The sequence below is a fragment of the Paenibacillus sp. FSL H8-0261 genome (genome assembly GCF_045040645.1).
In the GTDB taxonomy this organism is placed as follows: Bacteria; Bacillota; Bacilli; order Paenibacillales; family Paenibacillaceae; genus Paenibacillus_AQ.
On record NZ_CP150297.1, the window covers coordinates 173,676 to 192,845 of the forward strand.

18 protein-coding genes and 1 tRNA gene are annotated in these 19,170 nt (G+C 44.7%); 17 read left to right on the forward strand and 2 right to left on the reverse strand.

Features of this window, described 5'->3' with window-relative positions; all coding sequences use genetic code 11:
• Nucleotides 1-27 precede the first annotated feature (27 nt).
• From MHI27_RS00850 to MHI27_RS00900, 11 genes are all read left to right on the forward strand, one after another.
• Entirely contained in the window at nucleotides 28-1,518 is a 1,491-nt protein-coding gene (locus tag MHI27_RS00850) for a UxaA family hydrolase (protein WP_405176676.1), read from the forward strand.
• Between the two features lie 202 nt (nucleotides 1,519-1,720).
• Nucleotides 1,721-1,948 (forward strand): DUF1858 domain-containing protein, encoded by a 228-nt coding sequence (locus MHI27_RS00855; protein WP_042184022.1) that lies wholly within the window; start codon nucleotides 1,721-1,723, stop codon nucleotides 1,946-1,948.
• Nucleotides 1,949-1,988: 40 nt separating this feature from the next.
• Nucleotides 1,989-3,251, forward strand: a complete 1,263-nt coding sequence (locus tag MHI27_RS00860) for a DUF438 domain-containing protein (RefSeq protein WP_405175375.1) — start codon at nucleotides 1,989-1,991, stop codon at nucleotides 3,249-3,251.
• Between the two features lie 209 nt (nucleotides 3,252-3,460).
• Nucleotides 3,461-4,411 (forward strand): ROK family glucokinase, encoded by a 951-nt coding sequence (locus MHI27_RS00865; protein WP_042184026.1) that lies wholly within the window; start codon nucleotides 3,461-3,463, stop codon nucleotides 4,409-4,411.
• A gap of 45 nt (nucleotides 4,412-4,456) precedes the next feature.
• A complete protein-coding gene (rapZ, locus tag MHI27_RS00870) occupies nucleotides 4,457-5,356 on the forward strand; it encodes an RNase adapter RapZ (RefSeq protein ID WP_042123306.1) in 900 nt (299 codons plus the stop codon).
• A 57-nt stretch (nucleotides 5,357-5,413) separates the two neighbouring features.
• A complete protein-coding gene (yvcK, locus tag MHI27_RS00875) occupies nucleotides 5,414-6,361 on the forward strand; it encodes a YvcK family protein (RefSeq protein ID WP_179085868.1) in 948 nt (315 codons plus the stop codon).
• A gap of 144 nt (nucleotides 6,362-6,505) precedes the next feature.
• Nucleotides 6,506-7,435: a DNA-binding protein WhiA gene (gene whiA, locus MHI27_RS00880; RefSeq protein ID WP_042123310.1), complete on the forward strand. Its 930-nt coding sequence runs from the start codon at nucleotides 6,506-6,508 to the stop codon at nucleotides 7,433-7,435.
• 97 nt (nucleotides 7,436-7,532) lie between these two features.
• Nucleotides 7,533-7,802, forward strand: coding sequence for an HPr family phosphocarrier protein (locus MHI27_RS00885; protein ID WP_036687106.1), 270 nt, complete (start codon nucleotides 7,533-7,535; stop codon nucleotides 7,800-7,802).
• Nucleotides 7,803-7,952: 150 nt separating this feature from the next.
• On the forward strand, nucleotides 7,953-8,708 hold the full coding sequence (locus MHI27_RS00890) for an SIMPL domain-containing protein (protein ID WP_042184030.1): 756 nt from the start codon (nucleotides 7,953-7,955) through the stop codon (nucleotides 8,706-8,708).
• Nucleotides 8,709-8,835: 127 nt separating this feature from the next.
• The gene (locus tag MHI27_RS00895; protein ID WP_405175376.1) at nucleotides 8,836-9,936 is read left to right on the forward strand and encodes a PdaC/SigV domain-containing protein; all 1,101 of its coding nucleotides are present in this window, start codon (nucleotides 8,836-8,838) and stop codon (nucleotides 9,934-9,936) included.
• A gap of 109 nt (nucleotides 9,937-10,045) precedes the next feature.
• The gene (locus tag MHI27_RS00900) at nucleotides 10,046-10,684 is read left to right on the forward strand and encodes a GDSL-type esterase/lipase family protein (RefSeq protein WP_405175377.1); all 639 of its coding nucleotides are present in this window, start codon (nucleotides 10,046-10,048) and stop codon (nucleotides 10,682-10,684) included.
• A gap of 95 nt (nucleotides 10,685-10,779) precedes the next feature.
• Here the strand turns inward: MHI27_RS00900 and clpP are convergent, their stop codons facing one another.
• Entirely contained in the window at nucleotides 10,780-11,376 is a 597-nt protein-coding gene (gene clpP, locus MHI27_RS00905) for an ATP-dependent Clp endopeptidase proteolytic subunit ClpP (RefSeq protein WP_060626469.1), read from the reverse strand.
• 193 nt (nucleotides 11,377-11,569) lie between these two features.
• Nucleotides 11,570-11,644 (reverse strand) — tRNA-Arg (locus MHI27_RS00910).
• Nucleotides 11,645-11,979: 335 nt separating this feature from the next.
• On the opposite strand from MHI27_RS00910, the gene MHI27_RS00915 reads away from it, so the two are divergent.
• From MHI27_RS00915 to eno, 6 genes are all read left to right on the forward strand, one after another.
• Nucleotides 11,980-13,032, forward strand: coding sequence for a sugar-binding transcriptional regulator (locus tag MHI27_RS00915; RefSeq protein ID WP_042123320.1), 1,053 nt, complete (start codon nucleotides 11,980-11,982; stop codon nucleotides 13,030-13,032).
• Nucleotides 13,033-13,134: 102 nt separating this feature from the next.
• Nucleotides 13,135-14,145, forward strand: a complete 1,011-nt coding sequence (gene gap, locus MHI27_RS00920; RefSeq protein WP_036687120.1) for a type I glyceraldehyde-3-phosphate dehydrogenase — start codon at nucleotides 13,135-13,137, stop codon at nucleotides 14,143-14,145.
• 116 nt (nucleotides 14,146-14,261) lie between these two features.
• Nucleotides 14,262-15,443 (forward strand): phosphoglycerate kinase, encoded by a 1,182-nt coding sequence (locus MHI27_RS00925; protein ID WP_042184036.1) that lies wholly within the window; start codon nucleotides 14,262-14,264, stop codon nucleotides 15,441-15,443.
• Between the two features lie 27 nt (nucleotides 15,444-15,470).
• Nucleotides 15,471-16,223 (forward strand): triose-phosphate isomerase, encoded by a 753-nt coding sequence (gene tpiA, locus MHI27_RS00930; protein WP_042123325.1) that lies wholly within the window; start codon nucleotides 15,471-15,473, stop codon nucleotides 16,221-16,223.
• Nucleotide 16,224: 1 nt separating this feature from the next.
• The gene (gpmI, locus tag MHI27_RS00935) at nucleotides 16,225-17,769 is read left to right on the forward strand and encodes a 2,3-bisphosphoglycerate-independent phosphoglycerate mutase (RefSeq protein WP_042123328.1); all 1,545 of its coding nucleotides are present in this window, start codon (nucleotides 16,225-16,227) and stop codon (nucleotides 17,767-17,769) included.
• 68 nt (nucleotides 17,770-17,837) lie between these two features.
• On the forward strand, nucleotides 17,838-19,124 hold the full coding sequence (gene eno, locus MHI27_RS00940) for a phosphopyruvate hydratase (protein ID WP_042123330.1): 1,287 nt from the start codon (nucleotides 17,838-17,840) through the stop codon (nucleotides 19,122-19,124).
• Nucleotides 19,125-19,170 lie beyond the last annotated feature (46 nt).

The following is a 19,170-nucleotide window of genomic DNA, read 5'->3' on the forward strand; positions in this document are numbered from 1 at the left end:
GAGGTGGATAACGACATGATTAAGACTATGAAAGAGGTACTGCAGATCAACGAGGCTGATAACGTGGCAGTTGCACTTAAAGACTATCAAGCAGGCGACACCATTGTGATTGGTTCAAAAGAGATAAAAATTACGGAAGATATTGCTAGAGGTCATAAAATTGCACTAACCAGTATTAGCGAAGGCGAGAATGTATTGAAGTATGGTTATCCCATCGGTCATGCTAAAGCGCCTATCGTGCCGGGCCAGTGGGTGCATACCCATAATACGAAGACAAACCTAACAGGGGTTGAGGAATATACTTTTGAGCAGAAGCTGACCCCCAATCCTTTTAAAACGGAGAATTTGACCTTTAAGGGGTATCGTCGCTTTGACGGATCTGTAGGTATTCGTAATGAGCTGTGGATCGTCCCTACGGTTGGTTGTGTGAATGGAGTGGCGGAGCAGATCATCAATATTTTTAAGGCAGAGGTTGGGGATATTGCGCCGTTCGATAACGTGCTAGTACTGAAGCATAACTATGGTTGCTCCCAGCTGGGTGATGATCATGACAATACTCGTACAATACTTGCTAACGCGGTTAAGCATCCAAATGCGGGTGCCGTACTTGTGCTCGGACTAGGTTGTGAGAATAACAATTTGCATATTTTTAAAGACATGCTGGGTAGTTACGATGACGATCGAGTGCGTTTTCTTGTCTCCCAAGAGGTTGGAAACGAGATTGAAGAAGGCGTAAAGCTGCTGAAGGAACTCTACAATAACGTACAGGGCGATCATCGGGAAGAAGTCTCACTCTCTGAGCTGAAGATTGGTCTGAAGTGTGGAGGCTCGGATGGCCTGTCCGGGATTACAGCGAATCCGCTTCTTGGACGTCTGTCTGACTATATGGCTGCCCAAGGCGGCACAACTGTACTCACTGAAGTACCTGAAATGTTTGGCGCCGAAAAGATTCTGATGGAACGTGCTGCAGACGAAGCTATTTTCCACAAAATTGTTGATCTCATCAATGACTTTAAGCAGTATTTCATGGACTATAAACAGCCGGTATATGAAAACCCTTCACCAGGCAATAAAGCCGGAGGGATTACTACGCTTGAGGATAAATCGCTGGGTTGCACTCAAAAATCCGGTAATTCTACGGTAATGGATGTACTCAAGTATGGAGAGCTTATCACTAACAAAGGCTTAAATCTTCTTAACGCGCCGGGCAATGACCTAGTGGCTTCGTCGGCTCTGGCTGCTGCTGGCTGCCAATTGGTGATCTTTACGACCGGACGGGGGACACCTTTTGGTACATTCGTGCCAACAATGAAGGTGTCTACCAATACCCCATTGTATGAAGGTAAACGTCACTGGATCGATTTTAATGCGGGTGTGTTGGTTGAAGATGGTTCTCCAGATGAGGTTCTGCGTGACTTCATTAACTACATTATCAGCGTGGCTAGTGGGGAATGGGTAAATAACGAGAAGAATAACTTCCGCGAGATATCCATATTCAAAACAGGAGTAACGCTATAATAAATAATTTATTACGAATTAGACTGTCCCTTATGCTATGTAGCGTAGGGGGCAGTTTTTTTAATTTCACATTATACATAATCCATCTTTAAAAGAACGGTCATTGCTTTCTTCTAATTTAGTGATTGCAATCACTATTGCCTTGTACGGCCTGTGCTAATCTGTTGTTGAGAATAGTTCTCATATAAAGGAGAAGAGTCCAATGGAAAAAATGCTGCGAATGGATGAGTCTATCTTCGAGATGGTATCCCGGCATCCAGAGGTCGTTGAGATTATGGTAGAGCTGGGCTTTAAGGACATTGCTAAGCCAGGTATGCTGCAGACCGCTGGCCGTTTCATGACCTTATCCAAAGGAATCAAGCTGAAGAAAATGGATCTCAACACCGTGAAGTTAGCATTTGAACGACATGGCTTCGAGATTATGAAATAAAGGAATCTATCATCAAAATTTCATTAAGGAGAGATCAATAATGAGTGAACTGATAAATAACCGCGAGGTTGATGTACCGGAGCAAACTCGTCGCCAAGCCATGCTCAAGGAGATTATTAAAGAACTGCATGCAGGCAAAAGTGTTGAAGAGGTTAAGGCACGCTTCGAGGAAGCTGTAGGTGATGTTACTGTTGCGGAAATCTCTGCAATGGAGCATTCGTTAATGACTGAAGAGGGAATTCCGGTATCCGAGGTACAGCGGCTTTGTTCGGTGCATACAGCAATATTCAAAGGCTCTATTGAGCAAATTCACCGCTCCTCAAAGCCTGAAGAACAACCCGGCCACCCAGTCCACACCTTCAAGCTAGAAAACCGTGAGATTGAAAGACTTGTGAACTTCCGTTTAGATTTGCATGCTACCAAATTCCAGAAGAATGACAGCGAGGAGCTGATCTTTAAGCTGCTGAAGGATCTTAGCTTACTGCTGGATCTAGATAAACACTATAGTCGAAAAGAAAATCTGTTGTTCCCTTACCTTGAAAAATACGGCATTTATGGACCAACCAAGGTAATGTGGGGCGTGGATGATCATATCCGTCGTATGATTAAAGATGCAAAAGCAGCGCTCAGCAGCTACAGCGGAAATGCAGCAGATATTGGTGTTCAACTTACGGAGATCATCAAGGAAGTTAATGAAATGATTTTTAAGGAAGAAAATATTTTATTGCCTATGTCGCTGGATAAATTGACGGAAGACGAATGGGTCAAAATCGCTCGGGAGAGCGATGAGATCGGATTCTGCCTAACGGCGCCGGAGCAGGAGTGGATACCCGAACGTGCCGCAGAGCCGGAAGGTGCAGCATTGCAGGGTGGAGCAGTGGGAGCCGCTCCGCAAGAAGGGTTCATCCGTTTTGAGACAGGGCTGTTGTCATTGCATCAGCTCGAAACAGTACTCAATCACCTGCCAGTAGATCTGACATTCATTGATGAGAATGATGTCGTTCGATATTTTTCACACGGGAAGGAACGTATCTTTGCCCGAACTAAGGCAGTTATCGGCCGCACGGTACAGAACTGTCATCCGCCTCAAAGTGTTCATGTGGTGGAGAAGCTTCTGGAAGATTTTAAGGCAGGTCGTAAGGATGCTGAGGACTTCTGGATCAACATCAAGGATAAATTTATCTATATCCGTTATTTCGCCGTCCGCGACGAGACTGGTCGGTATATGGGTACGCTGGAGTTTACACAGAATATCGCACCTATCCGTGCACTGGAGGGGCAAAAGCGTATTTTGTCAGAATAAATGGGTGTTTTAGGTTATTTTCCAGATAATAATATAGTCAGAAGACTCTCTTACTTAGTCGTAAGGGGGTCTTTTTAGAATATAATAGAGTATAGTATTAAAATAAGGAATTCCCGGGTGTGTTGTCTTTCCTTGACCACAGAGGGGGCTTCTATTATAGTTGGTACTTAGGATTAACTATTTTAGTATAAAAAAAGGTGGCTTGTTACATGTCTGAGAATATCTACGTTGGCGTGGATTTGGGTGGAACTGCAATTAAGGTTGGAATCTGCAATGCTGAGGGAACGCTACTGCATACTTATGAGGGACCCACAGGAACTGCAGAAGGTGTCGATACTGTTATCGATAATATCGAGAAGTATGTACGCCAAATTGTGGAGGATTCCCCGTACTCTTGGGATCAGCTTGCAGGTGTAGGCGCGGGCGTAGCAGGGTTCACAAATATTCGTGAAGGAATCATTATCCTTGCGCCCAACATAGGATTTAAAGATGTGCCGATTCGCTCCATTTTGGAAGATCGCTGGAACAAGCCTGTCAAAATAGACAATGATGCGAACGTGGCTGCACTGGGTGAAGCCTGGAGTGGTGCAGGACGCGGGATTGAAAATTGTGTCTGCTATACGCTAGGAACAGGTGTTGGTGGCGGAATCATTATTAACGGAAAGATTTATCAAGGTTTTGCAGGTCTAGCAGGTGAGCTTGGCCATATCACTGTAGTGCCGGATTTGGAAGCCATTCAATGTGGTTGCGGTAATATGGGATGTCTGGAAACCGTTTCCTCCGCTACAGGAATTATTCGTATGGCTAACGATGCAGTAGCTCGTGGTGATCGTACTTCCCTCTCAATGGTAGAGAAGATTGCTGCGAAGGAAGTCTTTGATGCGGCTAAGGCTGGCGATGAAGTAGCGATTCGCATAGTAAACCGTGCAGCATACTACCTGGGTAAATCTATGGCTTCTGTTGCAGCCGTGCTTAACCCTGAGGTCTTCATCATTGGTGGTGGTGTGTCTAAGGCTGGAGATATTCTATTTGATGAAGTTCGTCGTGTGTTTGCTAAGCTCGCACCGGCTCCGCTTCAGACTGGTGTTTCGATTATTCCTGCAGAGCTTGGTAATGATGCAGGTATTGTGGGTGCAGCAGGTCTTCTGCTTCGTTCTTAAAAGATAGGGAGTATTCATATACTAATTTAGGGAGGGGACGCTTTAATGACCGAATTGGACAATACTCCAACGGCTGGAGCCACCCTGATCATTATTACCGGAATGTCAGGTGCGGGTAAGACAATTGCTGTGCAGAGTCTGGAAGACCTAGGGTTCTTCTGTGTCGATAATTTGCCGCCGGTGCTGATCCCTAAGTTTGCAGAACTGATTGAGCAGTCGAAGGGTAAGATCGCCAAGGTAGCGCTTGTGATTGACCTGCGCGGTAGGGAATTCTTCACTGCTTTGTCCGAGTCTCTAGCCTATATTAAAGATGAGTCAACCATTGGCTGTGAAATCTTGTTCTTGGATGCTACGGATTCGGTGCTTGTGCAGCGTTACAAGGAAAGCCGGCGTCATCATCCTCTAGCGCCTAAGGGACTTCCGCTTGATGGTATCAAGCTGGAACGTAAAATGCTTGAGGAATTAAAGAATTCAGCTACATTATGTCTGGATACTAGCAGTATGAAACCAGTGCAGCTCAAGGAGAAGATCGTTTCTCGGTTCTCGCATTTAGGAAAAAGTACACTCTCCGTCAACATTACATCGTTCGGATTTAAGTATGGTATTCCTATTGATGCAGACCTCGTCTTCGATGTTCGCTTTTTGCCTAACCCACATTATGTGGATCACCTGCGGCCAAAAACAGGTCAGGACAGCGATGTCTATGACTATGTAATGAAGTGGCCTGAAACACAGGTGTTCCTGACCAAACTGCTCGATATGCTTCATTTCTTAATTCCGCAATATCGTAGGGAAGGTAAATCCCAGATTATTATCGGCATTGGCTGTACAGGCGGGAAACACCGTTCAGTAGCCATTTCTGAATATTTGGGCAAAATGCTGGGCGTCAGCGAAACGGAATCCGTAGCCGTTAGTCATCGGGATTCCGAGCGTGATCGGCACTAATGAGAGAAGGGGTCCATAGTGGCTGAAGAACAAAGACAGCGTCCACGTATCGTCGTTATGGGCGGTGGCACGGGGCTATCTGTCATGCTTCGCGGCTTAAAAGAAAAGCCGCTAGATATTACAGCTATAGTTACCGTAGCAGATGATGGAGGAAGCTCGGGCATTTTGCGCAGTGAACTGCAAATGCCGCCTCCTGGGGACATCCGCAACGTATTAACAGCTATGGCTGATGTAGAGCCGCTCATGGCGGATATTATGAGATATCGTTTCAACACGGGCGAAGGCTTGGCGGGTCATAGTCTTGGCAATTTAATTCTTGCCGCACTTACAGATATATCTGGCGATTTTGTCACAGCTGTTCGTGAGCTTAGCCGATTATTTGCTGTTCGCGGACGGGTATTACCCGCTGCGGGGGATGCCGTAGTATTGCGTGCAGAAATGTCGGACGGCACGATTATCACGGGTGAATCTAAGATACCGGAAGCAGGCGGGATCATTAAACGGGTTTCTTTGGAGCCTGCTGATGTGGAACCGTTGCCTGAAGCACTTGAAGCGATTCGAAATGCTGATGCAATTCTTTTGGGTCCAGGGAGTCTATATACGAGCATTCTTCCGAACCTACTTGTTCCGAAGCTAGCAGAAGCAGTTGTATCTTCTGATGCAATCAAAATTTTTGTCTGCAATGTAATGACTCAGCCTGGTGAAACGGATAATTATACTGTAAATGACCATCTACAAGCCGTTTATGATCATATTGGGATTCATTTATTTGATTATATTATTGTGAATGACGGTGAAATTCCTGAGCAGGTGCAGTCGAAGTACGCTGAGAAGGGTGCACGTCCGGTACAGCTCGATAAGGATGTACTAGAAGGCAGTGCATATAAAGTTATAGCGGATAAGCTAGTGTTATTCCGAACTTATTTAAGGCATGATACTGATAAGCTTAGTCATCATATCTATCAGCTTGTGCAAGATTGGATAAACAGAAACCCTAGGGTATAACTTAAAATATAAGAAAATATAAGTTTTACACCTATACTTTCTTATATTTCTCGCTTAAACGCTTACCGTCCTCAAAAGGACGCCGAAGGCGTTTATGCTTGTATATATGAATGACGTACTTATTTTCAGAAAGAGGTGAGACCCTTGTCTTTTGCGGCCCTTACCAAAAAAGAGCTGACGATGGTGGAGAGTGAGCCCTGTTGTGAGAAGGCGGAAATGTCAGCGCTTATCCGTATGAATGGATCTGTGCAGCTTTCAAGCAAAAAGGTGATTCTCGACATTTCGACGGAGAACGCCGCGATTGCAAGGCGGGTATATTCTTTACTTAAGAAATATTACCAGGTCCATATTGAGCTACTCGTGCGTAAAAAAATGCGTTTGAAGAAAAATAACGTTTATATCGTTAGAATCCCTAGTCGCGTACAGGAAATCTTAAATGATCTCAGAATTGTGTCCGAAGGATTTATTTTTACCGACGGTATTGATAAAGAGATTGTTGGGAATAACTGCTGTAAGCGTGCTTATTTGCGGGGTGCCTTTTTGGCGGGCGGATCCGTTAATAATCCGGAGGGTTCCTCTTACCATTTGGAGATTTCCTCGATGTATGAGGAGCATTGTAAGGCGCTGGTCGATCTGGCTGGTGAATTTCACCTAAACGCACGCTGCATTGAACGTAAAAAAGGGTTCATTCTATACATTAAAGAAGGCGAGAAGATTATCGAATTCTTAAGTCTGATCGGGGCGCATCAAGCGTTGTTCAAATTTGAGGATGTAAGAATTATGCGTGATATGCGTAATTCCGTGAATCGGATCGTGAACTGCGAGACCGCGAATCTCAATAAAACGATAAGTGCCGCGGTGCGGCAGATTGAGAATATCAAACTGCTGCAGCGAGAAGTGGGGCTGGAGAGCCTACCGGATAAACTGCGGGAAGTTGCAGAAATTCGAATGGCACATCCAGATATCAACCTTAAAGAGGTTGGTGAAATGCTGAAAGGTACGGTTAGTAAGTCCGGAGTAAATCATCGTCTTCGTAAGATTGATGAACTGGCGGACAAGGTTCGAGGCGGCTAGTCACTTTTTTTCTAGTGTGGTTTACGTTATAATGATATAATAATATAAAATTAATGTGAAATTTTTGGGGAGAACTCAATTAGGGGGTAAGCGTTTCATGACAAAGCACCCGGTAGTTGTTCGGTTGAAGACAGGGCTACACGCTCGACCGGCAGCATTGTTTGTGCAAGAAGCTAACAAGTTTTCGTCGGAGATTTTCGTGGAAAAAGACGATAAAAAAGTAAACGCCAAAAGTATTATGGGTATTATGAGCCTAGCGATCAGTTCCGGCACGGAGATCTATATCAGCGCGGATGGTGCAGACGCGGATCAAGCTGTAAACGCTTTGACGAGTCTCGTCAGCAAAGAAGAGCTTGAGAACCAATAATCTTTTGAAGTGACTTTTTATCGAATGACTAAAAAGCCCCCAGGGGCTTTTTTTTATACCAAAAAATAGATTTTAACTGTGCAACATTTACCAAAAAGACTCGTCTAGAGGATAATAACAAATCACAAAGGATGAAAGGGGCTGGCAAATATGAAAGGTTTGGTAAAAAAGATTGGTTCAGTGTTGATCGTAGGAAGTTTGTTAATTGGAGGGATTAGCATGAGTGGAGTCTTCCAAGGTCCCGCAAAGGCTTACGCAGATGAAGTGCAGAAAAATGTCGTTAGTGTAGTAGGTAAAGGTGAATTGTCCATCAAGCCGGATATTGTATACTTGTCCATCGGTGTGGATACTACGGCTACAACTGCGCAAGAAGCGCAAAAAACAAATGCTGCTAAAATCCAAAAGATCACTACACTACTGAAGGGGACTTGGAAAATCGCAGATAAGGATATTCAAAGTACCCAATTCTATGTGCAACCCAACTACAGTTATAGCGAAAAAGAAGGACAGCAAGTGAAAGGATACAACGCGAATCATACACTGTTAGTGTCCTATAGAGATCTGACCAAGGTTGGTGAATTGCTAGACGCTGCATCTGCGGCGGGGGCAAATAATATCGGAAATGCACGTTTTTCCGTGGAAGATACTTCTGCCTTTGAAGCTCAGGTGATTGAAAAGGCGATGGCGAACGCAGATGTTAAAGCAGGTGCTATTGCTAAGGCAGCTAAACGTAGCCTGGGTCAAGTAATCACGGTCAGCCAAAATGATGGCAATGTCACTCCGGTTTATTTTGAACAGAATCTAAAAATGGAAATGGCTGCAGCAGATGCTGGTGCAAGCACATCCGTTCAACCGGGAGTAGTTAAAGTTACAACACAGCTGAGCGTAATGTATGAATTGAAATAGTAGCAGAACAAGATGATTGCAGAGAGGAGAGGTGATCTTCCACTAGTAATAGTGGGGGGCGCCTCTTTTTTTTGTGTAAATTCTCCAAGATTAGGTTTAATAAACTGGAAAGGAGTGGGAAAATTAGATGGTGAATATTTCAAAAGAAACAGTACGCAAATGGGGCATAGGTTTGATGTCGGCTGGATTATTGCTTGGTGGAGGATTGCTGCCCAGTGATACGGGTTATGCAGCTTCTGATCAGACGAAGAGCAAGGCTATTGCTACAAGTATAGTTTTAAAGGCGAACGGGGTGATTTCACAGCAGACAGGTATTTTGCAGGAAGGGAAGGTCTGGATTCCGATTACCTTTATGCGTGATGTGCTGCAATTACCTCTAACTTATGATAAAAAAGAAAATGCATACACGATCGGAAAGGGAACGACTAAGGCCAAGTTGCTGTTATCTAGCTATGGTACTTCAATTTGGGTGAACAATTATTACATTCGAGAGTATGAAGGAAAGCTAATAAACAATCGGCTCTATGTTCCATCAGGTCTGTTAAATGATTATTTAGGCTATAAAGTGGATTGGAGTCGGGGCTCTAGTAGGTTGAATGTGGTGAATAGATCACAGAATGCGTTGATAGTAACTACAGAGACCTATGCTAAGGATCGAAAAGAGGCTTTGATCCAGCTTGATTATCCGAAGTTTAGTGGATTAAGCAATTCCAATGCACAGCAGGCCATGAATGATATTTTGAAAGAAAGTGCCATGAAATTCGCTGCAGGCGCAGAGAAGGATATCTCGAATCGATCTGGGTCAGAGCCTAAGTATACTTATGATATAGATTATGTGGTGACCTACAATCAGGATGGTGTGATCAGCTTAGTGATGTCACAGTATAGCGATACGGGCGGCGCTCATGGTATGACCAATCGGGAGGCTTTTACCTTTTCGCTCAAGGATGGCAAACGTCTACTGTTGGGCGACCTGTTCGGAGCTAACCCAAACTACAAAAAAGAGTTGAATGCTAAGTTGAACAAGCTAGTAAAAGCGGAGGAAAGTTATTTGGGAGGATTCAACGGATTGAATACGGAAAAGTATTTTTATCTGAAGGATGATCAGGTCGTTCTGTTCTTCCAATTGTATGAATACACAGCTTATGCTGCGGGGTTCCCGGAATATCCCTTTACTTTCAAAGAATTGTTGCCGGAAGGCGGTAGCCCATTTGCTGCTGTAAAATAAATAGAGAAGTCGTACCCGCTAGTGTCACCACTGGACATCTCCCCCTTACCAGAATCACCTCGAATTCATATGCTAAATGGAGTAACTAGTTTATGAACGGGGGAGAGCTATGAGCTATCAATACACTGCAATTGGCGATTCCTTGACGACTGGATTTGGCGCTCTGCCAGGGAACGGTTTTGTATCGGTGTACCGTAGAATGGCGGAAGGGAGACTGCGTTCTAATGTAGCCTCTACGAATTTGGGCGTGAATGGATTGACTACTTCTGAACTGGAACAGCGGCTGCGGGGGAGTGCAATGACTCGCAAAGCCATTCGAGCAGCCGACATCATCACTCTATCCATCGGTGGCAACGATTTAATCCATGCTGCGAAGGCTGCAGCTAGACAACCTGAAAATTTATCTAAAGAGCTGCGAAGATCATTGCAAGAATGCAAACAAAATTTTGCTGCAATTATGAGTATCCTCTTCCAATTGAAGACGGGAACGCGTAGACCTTTTATCATTCGGATTGTGGGACTGTATAATCCTTATCCTCAGGTAGTGGGTGCTACAGAGTGGGTGCGGCAGTTTAACCGCTATGCCTCACAGTATAGTAGCCGAGTATGTGGGTTTGCTTCTATCTATAGTGAGTTTGCAGGAAATGAGAGAGGGCTATTATCGATTGACCACTTACATCCGAATGGCCGAGGCTACCGTGTGATTGCTGAGAAACTCGATGCGCTTGGATATGGCGGTTTGATTTAACTGAGATTCGTATGAAGTGGTGGTCTGAAAAGTAAAGAGGCTGTGCGCTAACCATCAAGTGGATAGGGCACAGCCTCTTTGTGTTGTTTTATAGCTTACACACCGCTAGGCAGTGTTTTCTCGATGACTTTATCAACGATACCGTAAGTTGCCGCATCTGCAGCAGTCATGAAGTAATCACGATCTGTATCCTTCTCAATACGTTCTAGCGGTTGACCCGTACGTTCTGCAAGAATACGATTCAACTTATCACGCAATTTGAGGATACGACGGGCACGGATTTCGATATCCGTTGCTTGACCTTGAGCACCACCCAGAGGTTGGTGAATCATGATCTCACTGTTAGGCAGCGCGAAGCGTTTGCCTTTAGCGCCAGCGTTAAGTAGGAAAGCTCCCATAGAAGCTGCCATACCCACACAGATGGTGGAAACGTCCGGTTTAATGTACTGCATTGTATCAAAAATAGCCATACCTGCAGTAATGGAACCGCCTGGGCTATTCACATAAAGGTGAATGTCCTTCTCCGGATCTTCGGCAGCCAAGAACAGCATTTGTGCGATGATAGAATTGGCTACCACGTCATTAACCTCCGTTCCAAGGAAAATGATGCGGTCCTTCAGCAGGCGGGAATAGATGTCATAAGCGCGCTCACCGCGGTTGCTCTGTTCTACTACCATAGGAATATAACTCACGTGGAAAACCTCCTTGATATTGGTTCTTCAAATGTATTCATTTTTACTCTTGCCGTATTACCCACATGATAAACAAATTCAAACAAAAAGTCAAAGAAAGTCAAACTTATATTCAAAAAAAAGAGCCGACACGCGGCTCTTTGGTTAAGTAGTAGTATAGGCACTACTAAATTATGTACAAAAGTGAAATTAATGGCGCGCCCGCCAAGAATCGAACTTGGATCTCAGGCTTCGGAGGCCTACGTCATATCCATTGGACCACGGGCGCAACAAAAATGATTATAATACAATTCCTGTGCAATTGCAATGAAATAATAATACTGTACACAGGCTCTATCCATAGTCTTCAAGGTGGACAAGCGTACATTGTATTTCACTCAGCTAAAGAATCTGGATTGTTAATGACAGGTTTTTTGGAGCTGAACCTCTTTCCCAATCCTATAAATGTATAAGAAGACAAGCGCTTGAGAATTCTACTCTCGGAAGACTTGCACTTCGAGCAATATTTGGTTAGAATATGAGTGGGACTTAAAAAGTTTACCCGGGACATTTTGAGACCATGAACAAGGGAATAGAGGAAGACGAAGTTGCAGGAGTGAAAGTATGCGTAATTTATTAGATATCCAAAAGCAGCTTCTGCCTGATCTCATGGAAACCCTTAAGAGACGGTACACGATTCTTCATCAGATCATGCTGTCCGATATAATTGGGCGCAGAACGCTTGCCGCTTCGCTTGATATGACTGAGCGGGTACTGCGTGCCGAGACGGATCTTCTGAAATCGCAAGGGCTCATTGAGATCGAGAGCGTTGGCATGCGCATTAGCGCTGCTGGGCGTAGACTGCTTGATTTGCTAGAGCCGGTCGTTAAGAGCCTGTTTGGTCTGGATGAGCTGGAAGAGAAAATTCGGGCAACGTACGGTCTGGATAAAGTTATTGTGGTGCCGGGTGATTGTGAGTCATCGCCATTCACTAAACGTGAGCTTGGCCGAGCGGGTGCAAAAGCGCTGCTCAGTGTACTTCGTACAGATGATATAGTTGCTGTCACAGGTGGATCAACGCTTGCCGATATGGCTGATCAATTGACACCGCCGTTATCCCTTTCCTATAAGAACGCTTGGTTTGTTCCGGCGCGTGGTGGATTAGGAGAGAGTATGGAGATTCAAGCCAATACGATTGCCTCAACAATGGCAAAACGGGTAGGAGCGAATTACCGGTTGCTGCATGTACCTGATTTACTTAGTGGGGATGCCTACCAGTCACTAGCACTTGACTCTAATATTGGAGAGATTGTACAAATCATCCGCAGTTCGCGTATTATTGTACATGGGATTGGGGATGCCATTGAAATGACTCGCCGCCGCAAGCTGGATGAGGCAACTGTCTCAGAAATCCAGGGTGAGGGAGCCGTGGCTGAATCCTTTGGGTATTACTTTAACGAAGATGGTCAGGTTGTCCATACGATGCTTACGATGGGACTACGTCTAGAAGATATTGTTCGGACGGAGACAGTCATCGGTATTGCTGGAGGCAAACCAAAGGCCAAAGCCATTCATGCCATGCTGCGTTTCGGGCAGGAGAATATACTCGTCACCGACGAGGCTGCTGCTGTGGAAATCGGCAAGGAAATTGATAATCAGTTACAGATATCCTCGTAACTCACTAGAACATATATCTTGCATCATACTTAACATTGTTGTCATGACAGGCTTCACGGTCTGTTTTGAATAAATAAAACGAATTCTAGGAGGAACTATTCAATGAGTGTAAAAGTTGGAATTAACGGATTTGGACGTATTGGACGCCTTGCTTTCCGCCGTATTCAAAATGTAGAAGGTATCGAAGTGGTAGCAATCAACGACTTGACTGACGCTAAGATGCTTGCTCATTTGCTTAAATATGATACAACTCAAGGTAAATTCCAAGGTGATGTTGAAGTGCATGATGGCTTCTTCAAAGTCAATGGCAAAGAAGTTAAGGTTCTTGCTAACCGCAACCCTGAAGAATTGCCATGGGGCGACCTAGGCGTTGATATCGTACTTGAGTGCACAGGTTTCTTCACAACTAAAGAAGCAGCTGAAAAACACTTGAAAGGTGGAGCTAAGAAAGTAGTTATCTCCGCTCCAGCTACTGGCGACATGAAAACTGTCGTTTACAACGTTAACGATGACATTCTTGATGGTACTGAGACTGTTATTTCCGGCGCATCTTGCACAACGAACTGCCTAGCTCCAATGGCAAAAGTATTGAACGACAAGTTCGGTATCGTTGAAGGCTTGATGACTACAATTCACGCTTACACTGGTGACCAAAACACTTTGGATGCTCCACATGCTAAAGGTGACTTCAGACGCGCTCGTGCAGCAGCTGAAAACATCATTCCTAACACTACTGGTGCTGCTAAAGCAATCGGTCTTGTTATTCCAGAACTTAAAGGTAAATTGGATGGTGCGGCTCAACGTGTTCCAGTTGCAACTGGTTCCCTGACTGAGCTTGTAACTGTTCTTGATAAGAGCGTTACTGTTGAAGAAATCAACGCAGCAATGAAAGCAGCTTCCGATCCAGACACTTATGGTTACACTGAAGATGAAATCGTATCTTCCGATATCAAAGGTATGACTTTCGGATCCCTGTTCGATGCTACACAAACTAAAGTATTGACTGTTGGCGACAAACAACTCGTTAAGACTGTTGCTTGGTATGACAATGAAATGTCCTACACTGCACAATTGGTTCGTACTTTGGAGAAATTCGCTAAAATCGCTAAGTAATTGACTTGATATAAGTAACATCTATAGAGCGGAAACAGAAGTTCCTTGTTTCCGCTCTTTCTAAATGTATTTCTTGTTTCCTGCTAGAAACAACTTTGGGTGTGGAGGAATTAATCATGAACAAAAAGAGCGTCCGTGATGTAGAAGTAAAGGGTAAACGCGTATTTGTACGCGTGGATTTCAACGTACCTGTAGAAGACGGTAAGATTACTGATGATACTCGTATTCGCGAAACCCTTCCAACCATTAAATATTTGATTGAGAACGGTGCAAAGATCATTCTTGCGAGTCACATGGGACGTCCTAAAGGTCAATTCGTAGATTCCATGCGTTTGACTACTGCTGCTGAACGTCTGTCCGAGCTTCTCGGCAAACCAGTAGCTAAAGCTGACGAAGCTGTTGGCGAAGCTGTCAAAGCAAAAATTGCTGAGCTAGGCGAAGGCGACGTACTTGTACTTGAGAATGTTCGTTTCTACCCAGGCGAAGAAAAGAACGATCCTGAATTGGCTAAACAATTCGCTGAACTGGCTGATTTGTTCGTCAATGATGCGTTTGGTGCGGCTCACCGTGCACATGCATCGACAGAAGGTATCGCTCATTTCCTACCAGCTGTATCCGGTCTTTTGATGGAGAAAGAATTGACCGTTCTTGGTAAAGCTCTTACTAACCCAGAACGTCCTTTCACTGCGATCATCGGTGGTTCGAAAGTTAAAGACAAGATTGATGTTATTGATAACTTGTTGTCTTTGGCTGATAACGTCCTGATCGGCGGTGGATTGTCTTATACATTCACTAAAGCACAAGGCTTTGAAATCGGTAAGTCACTTGTAGACAACGACAAACTTGACGTTGCTCTTGGATTCATCGAAAAAGCTAAAGCACTTGGCAAAAACTTCATGCTTCCTGTTGATGTTGTGGTTGCTGATAAATTCGGTGCTGATGCTAACACTAAGATCGTTAATTACAATGAAATCCCAGAAGGTTGGGAAGGACTTGATATCGGACCTAAGACTCGTGAACTTTATGCCGATATTATCAAGAACTCCAAGCTGGTTGTCTGGAATGGACCTATGGGCGTATTCGAAATCGATAAATTCGCTGAAGGTACACTTGCAGTAGCAAAAGCTTGTGCAACAACTGAAGGTTACACTGTTATTGGCGGCGGAGATTCCGCAGCAGCAGCAGAAAAATTCCACCTGGCTGACCAAATGGATCACATCTCCACTGGTGGCGGTGCATCCCTTGAGTTCATGGAAGGCAAGGCGCTTCCTGGCGTAGAAGCACTGAACGACAAGTAAGACGTATAGAAGGAGGCAATTTAATTCATGAGAACACCAATTATTGCGGGTAACTGGAAGATGTTCAAAACAGTTCCTGAAGCAGAAAGCTTTATTGCTGACATCAAAGGCAAAGCAGAAGTAGAAGGCGTTGAGACTGTAATCTGCGCCCCATTTACTAACCTGCCTGCACTTGTAGCAGCTGCAAAAGGTACAGACATCAAGATTGGCGCACAGAACCTGCACTTTGAAGATAACGGTGCTTACACAGGAGAAATCAGTGGTGTAATGCTTAGCGATCTTGGAGTAGACTATGTAATCATTGGTCACTCAGAGCGTCGTGCTTATTTTGGCGAAACAGATGAAATCGTGAATAAGAAAATGCATGCTGCATTCCGTCACGGTATCACTCCAATCGTATGTGTTGGCGAAAAGCTCGAAGAGCGTGAAGCTGATCAAACTAAAGCAGTATGTAAAGTACAAACTGAAGCTGCATTCCAAGGACTTAGTGCCGAGCAAGCAGCAAAAGTTGTCATTGCATACGAACCTATCTGGGCTATTGGCACAGGTAAATCTTCCACTTCCCAAGATGCTAACGAAGTTATTGCTTACATCCGCAGTCTTGTAAAAGATTTGTATGATGTTGCAACAGCTGAAGCTGTTCGTATTCAATACGGCGGCAGCGTGAAGCCTGAGAATGTAACTGAGTACATGGGCCAAAGTGACATCGATGGTGCGCTTGTTGGCGGTGCCAGCTTGCAGCCTGCTTCCTTCGTTCAATTGGTTGAGGGGGCGAAGTAAGATGTCAGCTCCAAGACCTGTAGCTTTGATCATCATGGATGGTTTCGGTTTGCGTGGAACATCTGAAGGTAACGCCGTTGCTCAAGCTAACAAACCTAACTATGACCGTTACTTGAAACAATATCCTAATACTACCCTTACTGCTTGTGGTGAAGCTGTTGGTCTTCCAGAAGGCCAAATGGGCAACTCTGAAGTAGGGCACTTAAATATTGGTGCAGGACGGATTGTATACCAGGATTTGACTCGTATCGATAAATCGATCCGTGAGGGCGAATTCTTCGATAATGAAACACTGGTAGCCGCAGTTAGAAATGCTAAGAACACAGGTAAAAAGCTTCATCTTTACGCGCTTGTATCCGACGGAGGGGTACATAGCCATATTAATCACCTGTTTGCTATGCTTGACCTGGCTAAGAAAGAAGATATGCACGAAGTGTATATCCATGCTTTCATGGATGGCCGGGACGTACCTCCAGATAGTGGTAAGAAGTTTGTTCAAGATCTGGTTGCTAAGATTGAAGAAGTTGGAGTAGGTACAATTGCAACGGTATCCGGGCGTTATTACGCAATGGACCGTGACAAACGTTGGGATCGTGTAGAAAAAGCCTATCGTGCTATGGTTTATGGCGAAGGACCGAAATACACAGATGCTCTGCAAGCTATCACTGCATCTTATTCAAATTCCGTGTTCGACGAATTCGTTGAACCTAGCGTGATTGTAGACAGTGAAGGCAAGCCAGTAACGGCAGTAGAAAGCGGCGATTCCGTCGTGTTCCTCAACTTCCGCCCTGACCGTGCTATTCAATTGTCACAAGTGTTCACGAATCAAGATTTCCGCGGTTTCGACCGGGGTCCTTTGTTCCCGCAAGACTTGCACTTCGTATGCCTGACTACTTTCAGTGAAACGGTACAAGGTTATGTAGCCTATTCACCGAAGAACCTGGATAACACATTGGGTGAAGTACTTGTGCAACACAACAAGAAGCAACTGCGCATCGCGGAAACTGAGAAGTATCCGCACGTAACGTTCTTCTTCAGTGGTGGACGTGATGAGGAACTTCCAGGAGAAACTCGTATCTTGATCAACTCTCCTAAAGTGGCAACCTATGATCTTCAACCCGAGATGAGTGCTTACGAAGTGGCTGCAGCCTGCGTAGCAGAAATCGAAGCTGAAAGACAGGATGCTATTATCCTTAACTTTGCAAACCCTGATATGGTTGGACACTCCGGTATGTTGGAGCCAACAATCAAGGCTGTAGAGGTAACTGATGAGTGTGTAGGTAAAGTAGTGGACGCAGTAGTTGCCAAGGGTGGCGTTGCGATCATTATCGCCGATCACGGTAATGCAGACATGGTATTTGATGAGAACGGTCGTCCGTTCACAGCTCATACTACTAACCCGGTTCCGTTCATCCTTACGGATGAAAATGTTGTATTGCGCGATCGCGGTATCCTTGCTGATGTAGCACCAACCATTCTGGATCTGATGGGAATTCCGCAGCCTGCGGAAATGACTGGTCAATCCATGATCGCTAGTCGCAAATAAGGAAACAATACCTAAGATTAAGCTTCAACAATCAAAACCAAAACATTGTTTAAAGGAGATTAACTAAAATGACTATTATTTCTGATGTTTATGCTCGCGAAGTCCTTGACTCCCGTGGTAACCCTACTGTAGAGGTTGACGTTTATCTTGAATCCGGTGCTAAAGGCCGCGCTATCGTTCCTTCCGGCGCTTCCACTGGCGCTCATGAAGCTGTAGAGCTTCGTGATGGCGACAAATCCCGTTACATGGGTAAAGGCGTTCTGAAAGCTGTTGAGAACGTAAATGAAATCATCGCTCCAGAAGTTATTGGTATGGACGCTCTTGACCAAGTGGGCATCGACAAATTGATGATCACTTTGGACGGAACTCATAACAAAGGAAAATTGGGCGCTAACGCAATCCTAGCTGTATCCATGGCCGTAGCTCGCGCAGCTGCAGCAGCATTGGATATTCCTTTGTACGTATACCTGGGCGGATTCAACGCTAAAACTCTTCCAGTACCAATGATGAACATCATCAATGGTGGTGAGCATGCGGACAACAACATCGACGTTCAAGAGTTCATGGTTCTTCCTGTAGGAGCTCCAAGCTTTAAAGAAGCTCTTCGTACAGGTGCTGAAATCTTCCACAACTTGAAATCCGTACTTCAATCTAAAGGCCTGAACACAGCTGTTGGTGACGAAGGTGGTTTCGCACCAAACCTTGGTTCGAATGAAGAAGCAATCACTACAATCATCGAAGCTATTGAAAAAGCTGGTTACAAACCAGGTGTTGACGTATTCTTGGGTATGGACGTTGCTTCCACTGAGTTCTACAAAGACGGTAAATACACCCTTGCTGGCGAAGGTAAATCTTACACTTCCGCTGAGTATGTTGACCTTCTTGCTTCATGGGTTGAAAAATATCCTATCATCACAATCGAAGACGGTATGTCCGAAGACGACTGGGATGGTTGGAAATTGCTTACTGAAAAATTGGGAGACAAAGTTCAATTGGTTGGTGACGACTTGTTCGTTACAAACACTGAGCGTCTTGCAACAGGTATCGAAAAAGGTATCGGTAACTCCATCTTGGTTAAAGTTAACCAAATTGGTACATTGACTGAAACTTTCGATGCTATCGAAATGGCTAAACGTGCTGGTTACACAGCAGTTATCTCTCACCGTTCCGGTGAATCCGAAGATAGCACAATTGCTGACATCGCTGTTGCGACTAACGCTGGTCAAATCAAAACAGGTGCTCCTTCCCGTACAGACCGTGTTGCTAAATACAACCAATTGCTTCGCATCGAAGACGAGTTGGGTGAATTGGCTCAATACAACGGCCTGAAATCTTTCTACAACCTTAAAAGATAATCTGCTTTTATAGCAGAGTACGAAGACCCGCCATATGGCGGGTCTT

Bases quoted from the DNA above. Each gene is read 5' to 3' on its own strand.
- MHI27_RS00850 (WP_405176676.1), top strand. From the start codon at position 28: ATGAAAGAGGTACTGCAGATCAACGAGGCTGATAACGTGGCAGTTGCA.
- MHI27_RS00855 (WP_042184022.1), top strand. From the start codon at position 1,721: ATGGAAAAAATGCTGCGAATGGATGAGTCTATCTTCGAGATGGTATCC.
- MHI27_RS00860 (WP_405175375.1), top strand. From the start codon at position 1,989: ATGAGTGAACTGATAAATAACCGCGAGGTTGATGTACCGGAGCAAACT.
- MHI27_RS00865 (WP_042184026.1), top strand. From the start codon at position 3,461: ATGTCTGAGAATATCTACGTTGGCGTGGATTTGGGTGGAACTGCAATT.
- rapZ (WP_042123306.1), top strand. From the start codon at position 4,457: ATGACCGAATTGGACAATACTCCAACGGCTGGAGCCACCCTGATCATT.
- yvcK (WP_179085868.1), top strand. From the start codon at position 5,414: ATGGGCGGTGGCACGGGGCTATCTGTCATGCTTCGCGGCTTAAAAGAA.
- MHI27_RS00885 (WP_036687106.1), top strand. From the start codon at position 7,533: ATGACAAAGCACCCGGTAGTTGTTCGGTTGAAGACAGGGCTACACGCT.
- MHI27_RS00890 (WP_042184030.1), top strand. From the start codon at position 7,953: ATGAAAGGTTTGGTAAAAAAGATTGGTTCAGTGTTGATCGTAGGAAGT.
- MHI27_RS00895 (WP_405175376.1), top strand. From the start codon at position 8,836: ATGGTGAATATTTCAAAAGAAACAGTACGCAAATGGGGCATAGGTTTG.
- MHI27_RS00900 (WP_405175377.1), top strand. From the start codon at position 10,046: ATGAGCTATCAATACACTGCAATTGGCGATTCCTTGACGACTGGATTT.
- MHI27_RS00915 (WP_042123320.1), top strand. From the start codon at position 11,980: ATGCGTAATTTATTAGATATCCAAAAGCAGCTTCTGCCTGATCTCATG.
- gap (WP_036687120.1), top strand. From the start codon at position 13,135: ATGAGTGTAAAAGTTGGAATTAACGGATTTGGACGTATTGGACGCCTT.
- MHI27_RS00925 (WP_042184036.1), top strand. From the start codon at position 14,262: ATGAACAAAAAGAGCGTCCGTGATGTAGAAGTAAAGGGTAAACGCGTA.
- tpiA (WP_042123325.1), top strand. From the start codon at position 15,471: ATGAGAACACCAATTATTGCGGGTAACTGGAAGATGTTCAAAACAGTT.
- gpmI (WP_042123328.1), top strand. From the start codon at position 16,225: ATGTCAGCTCCAAGACCTGTAGCTTTGATCATCATGGATGGTTTCGGT.
- eno (WP_042123330.1), top strand. From the start codon at position 17,838: ATGACTATTATTTCTGATGTTTATGCTCGCGAAGTCCTTGACTCCCGT.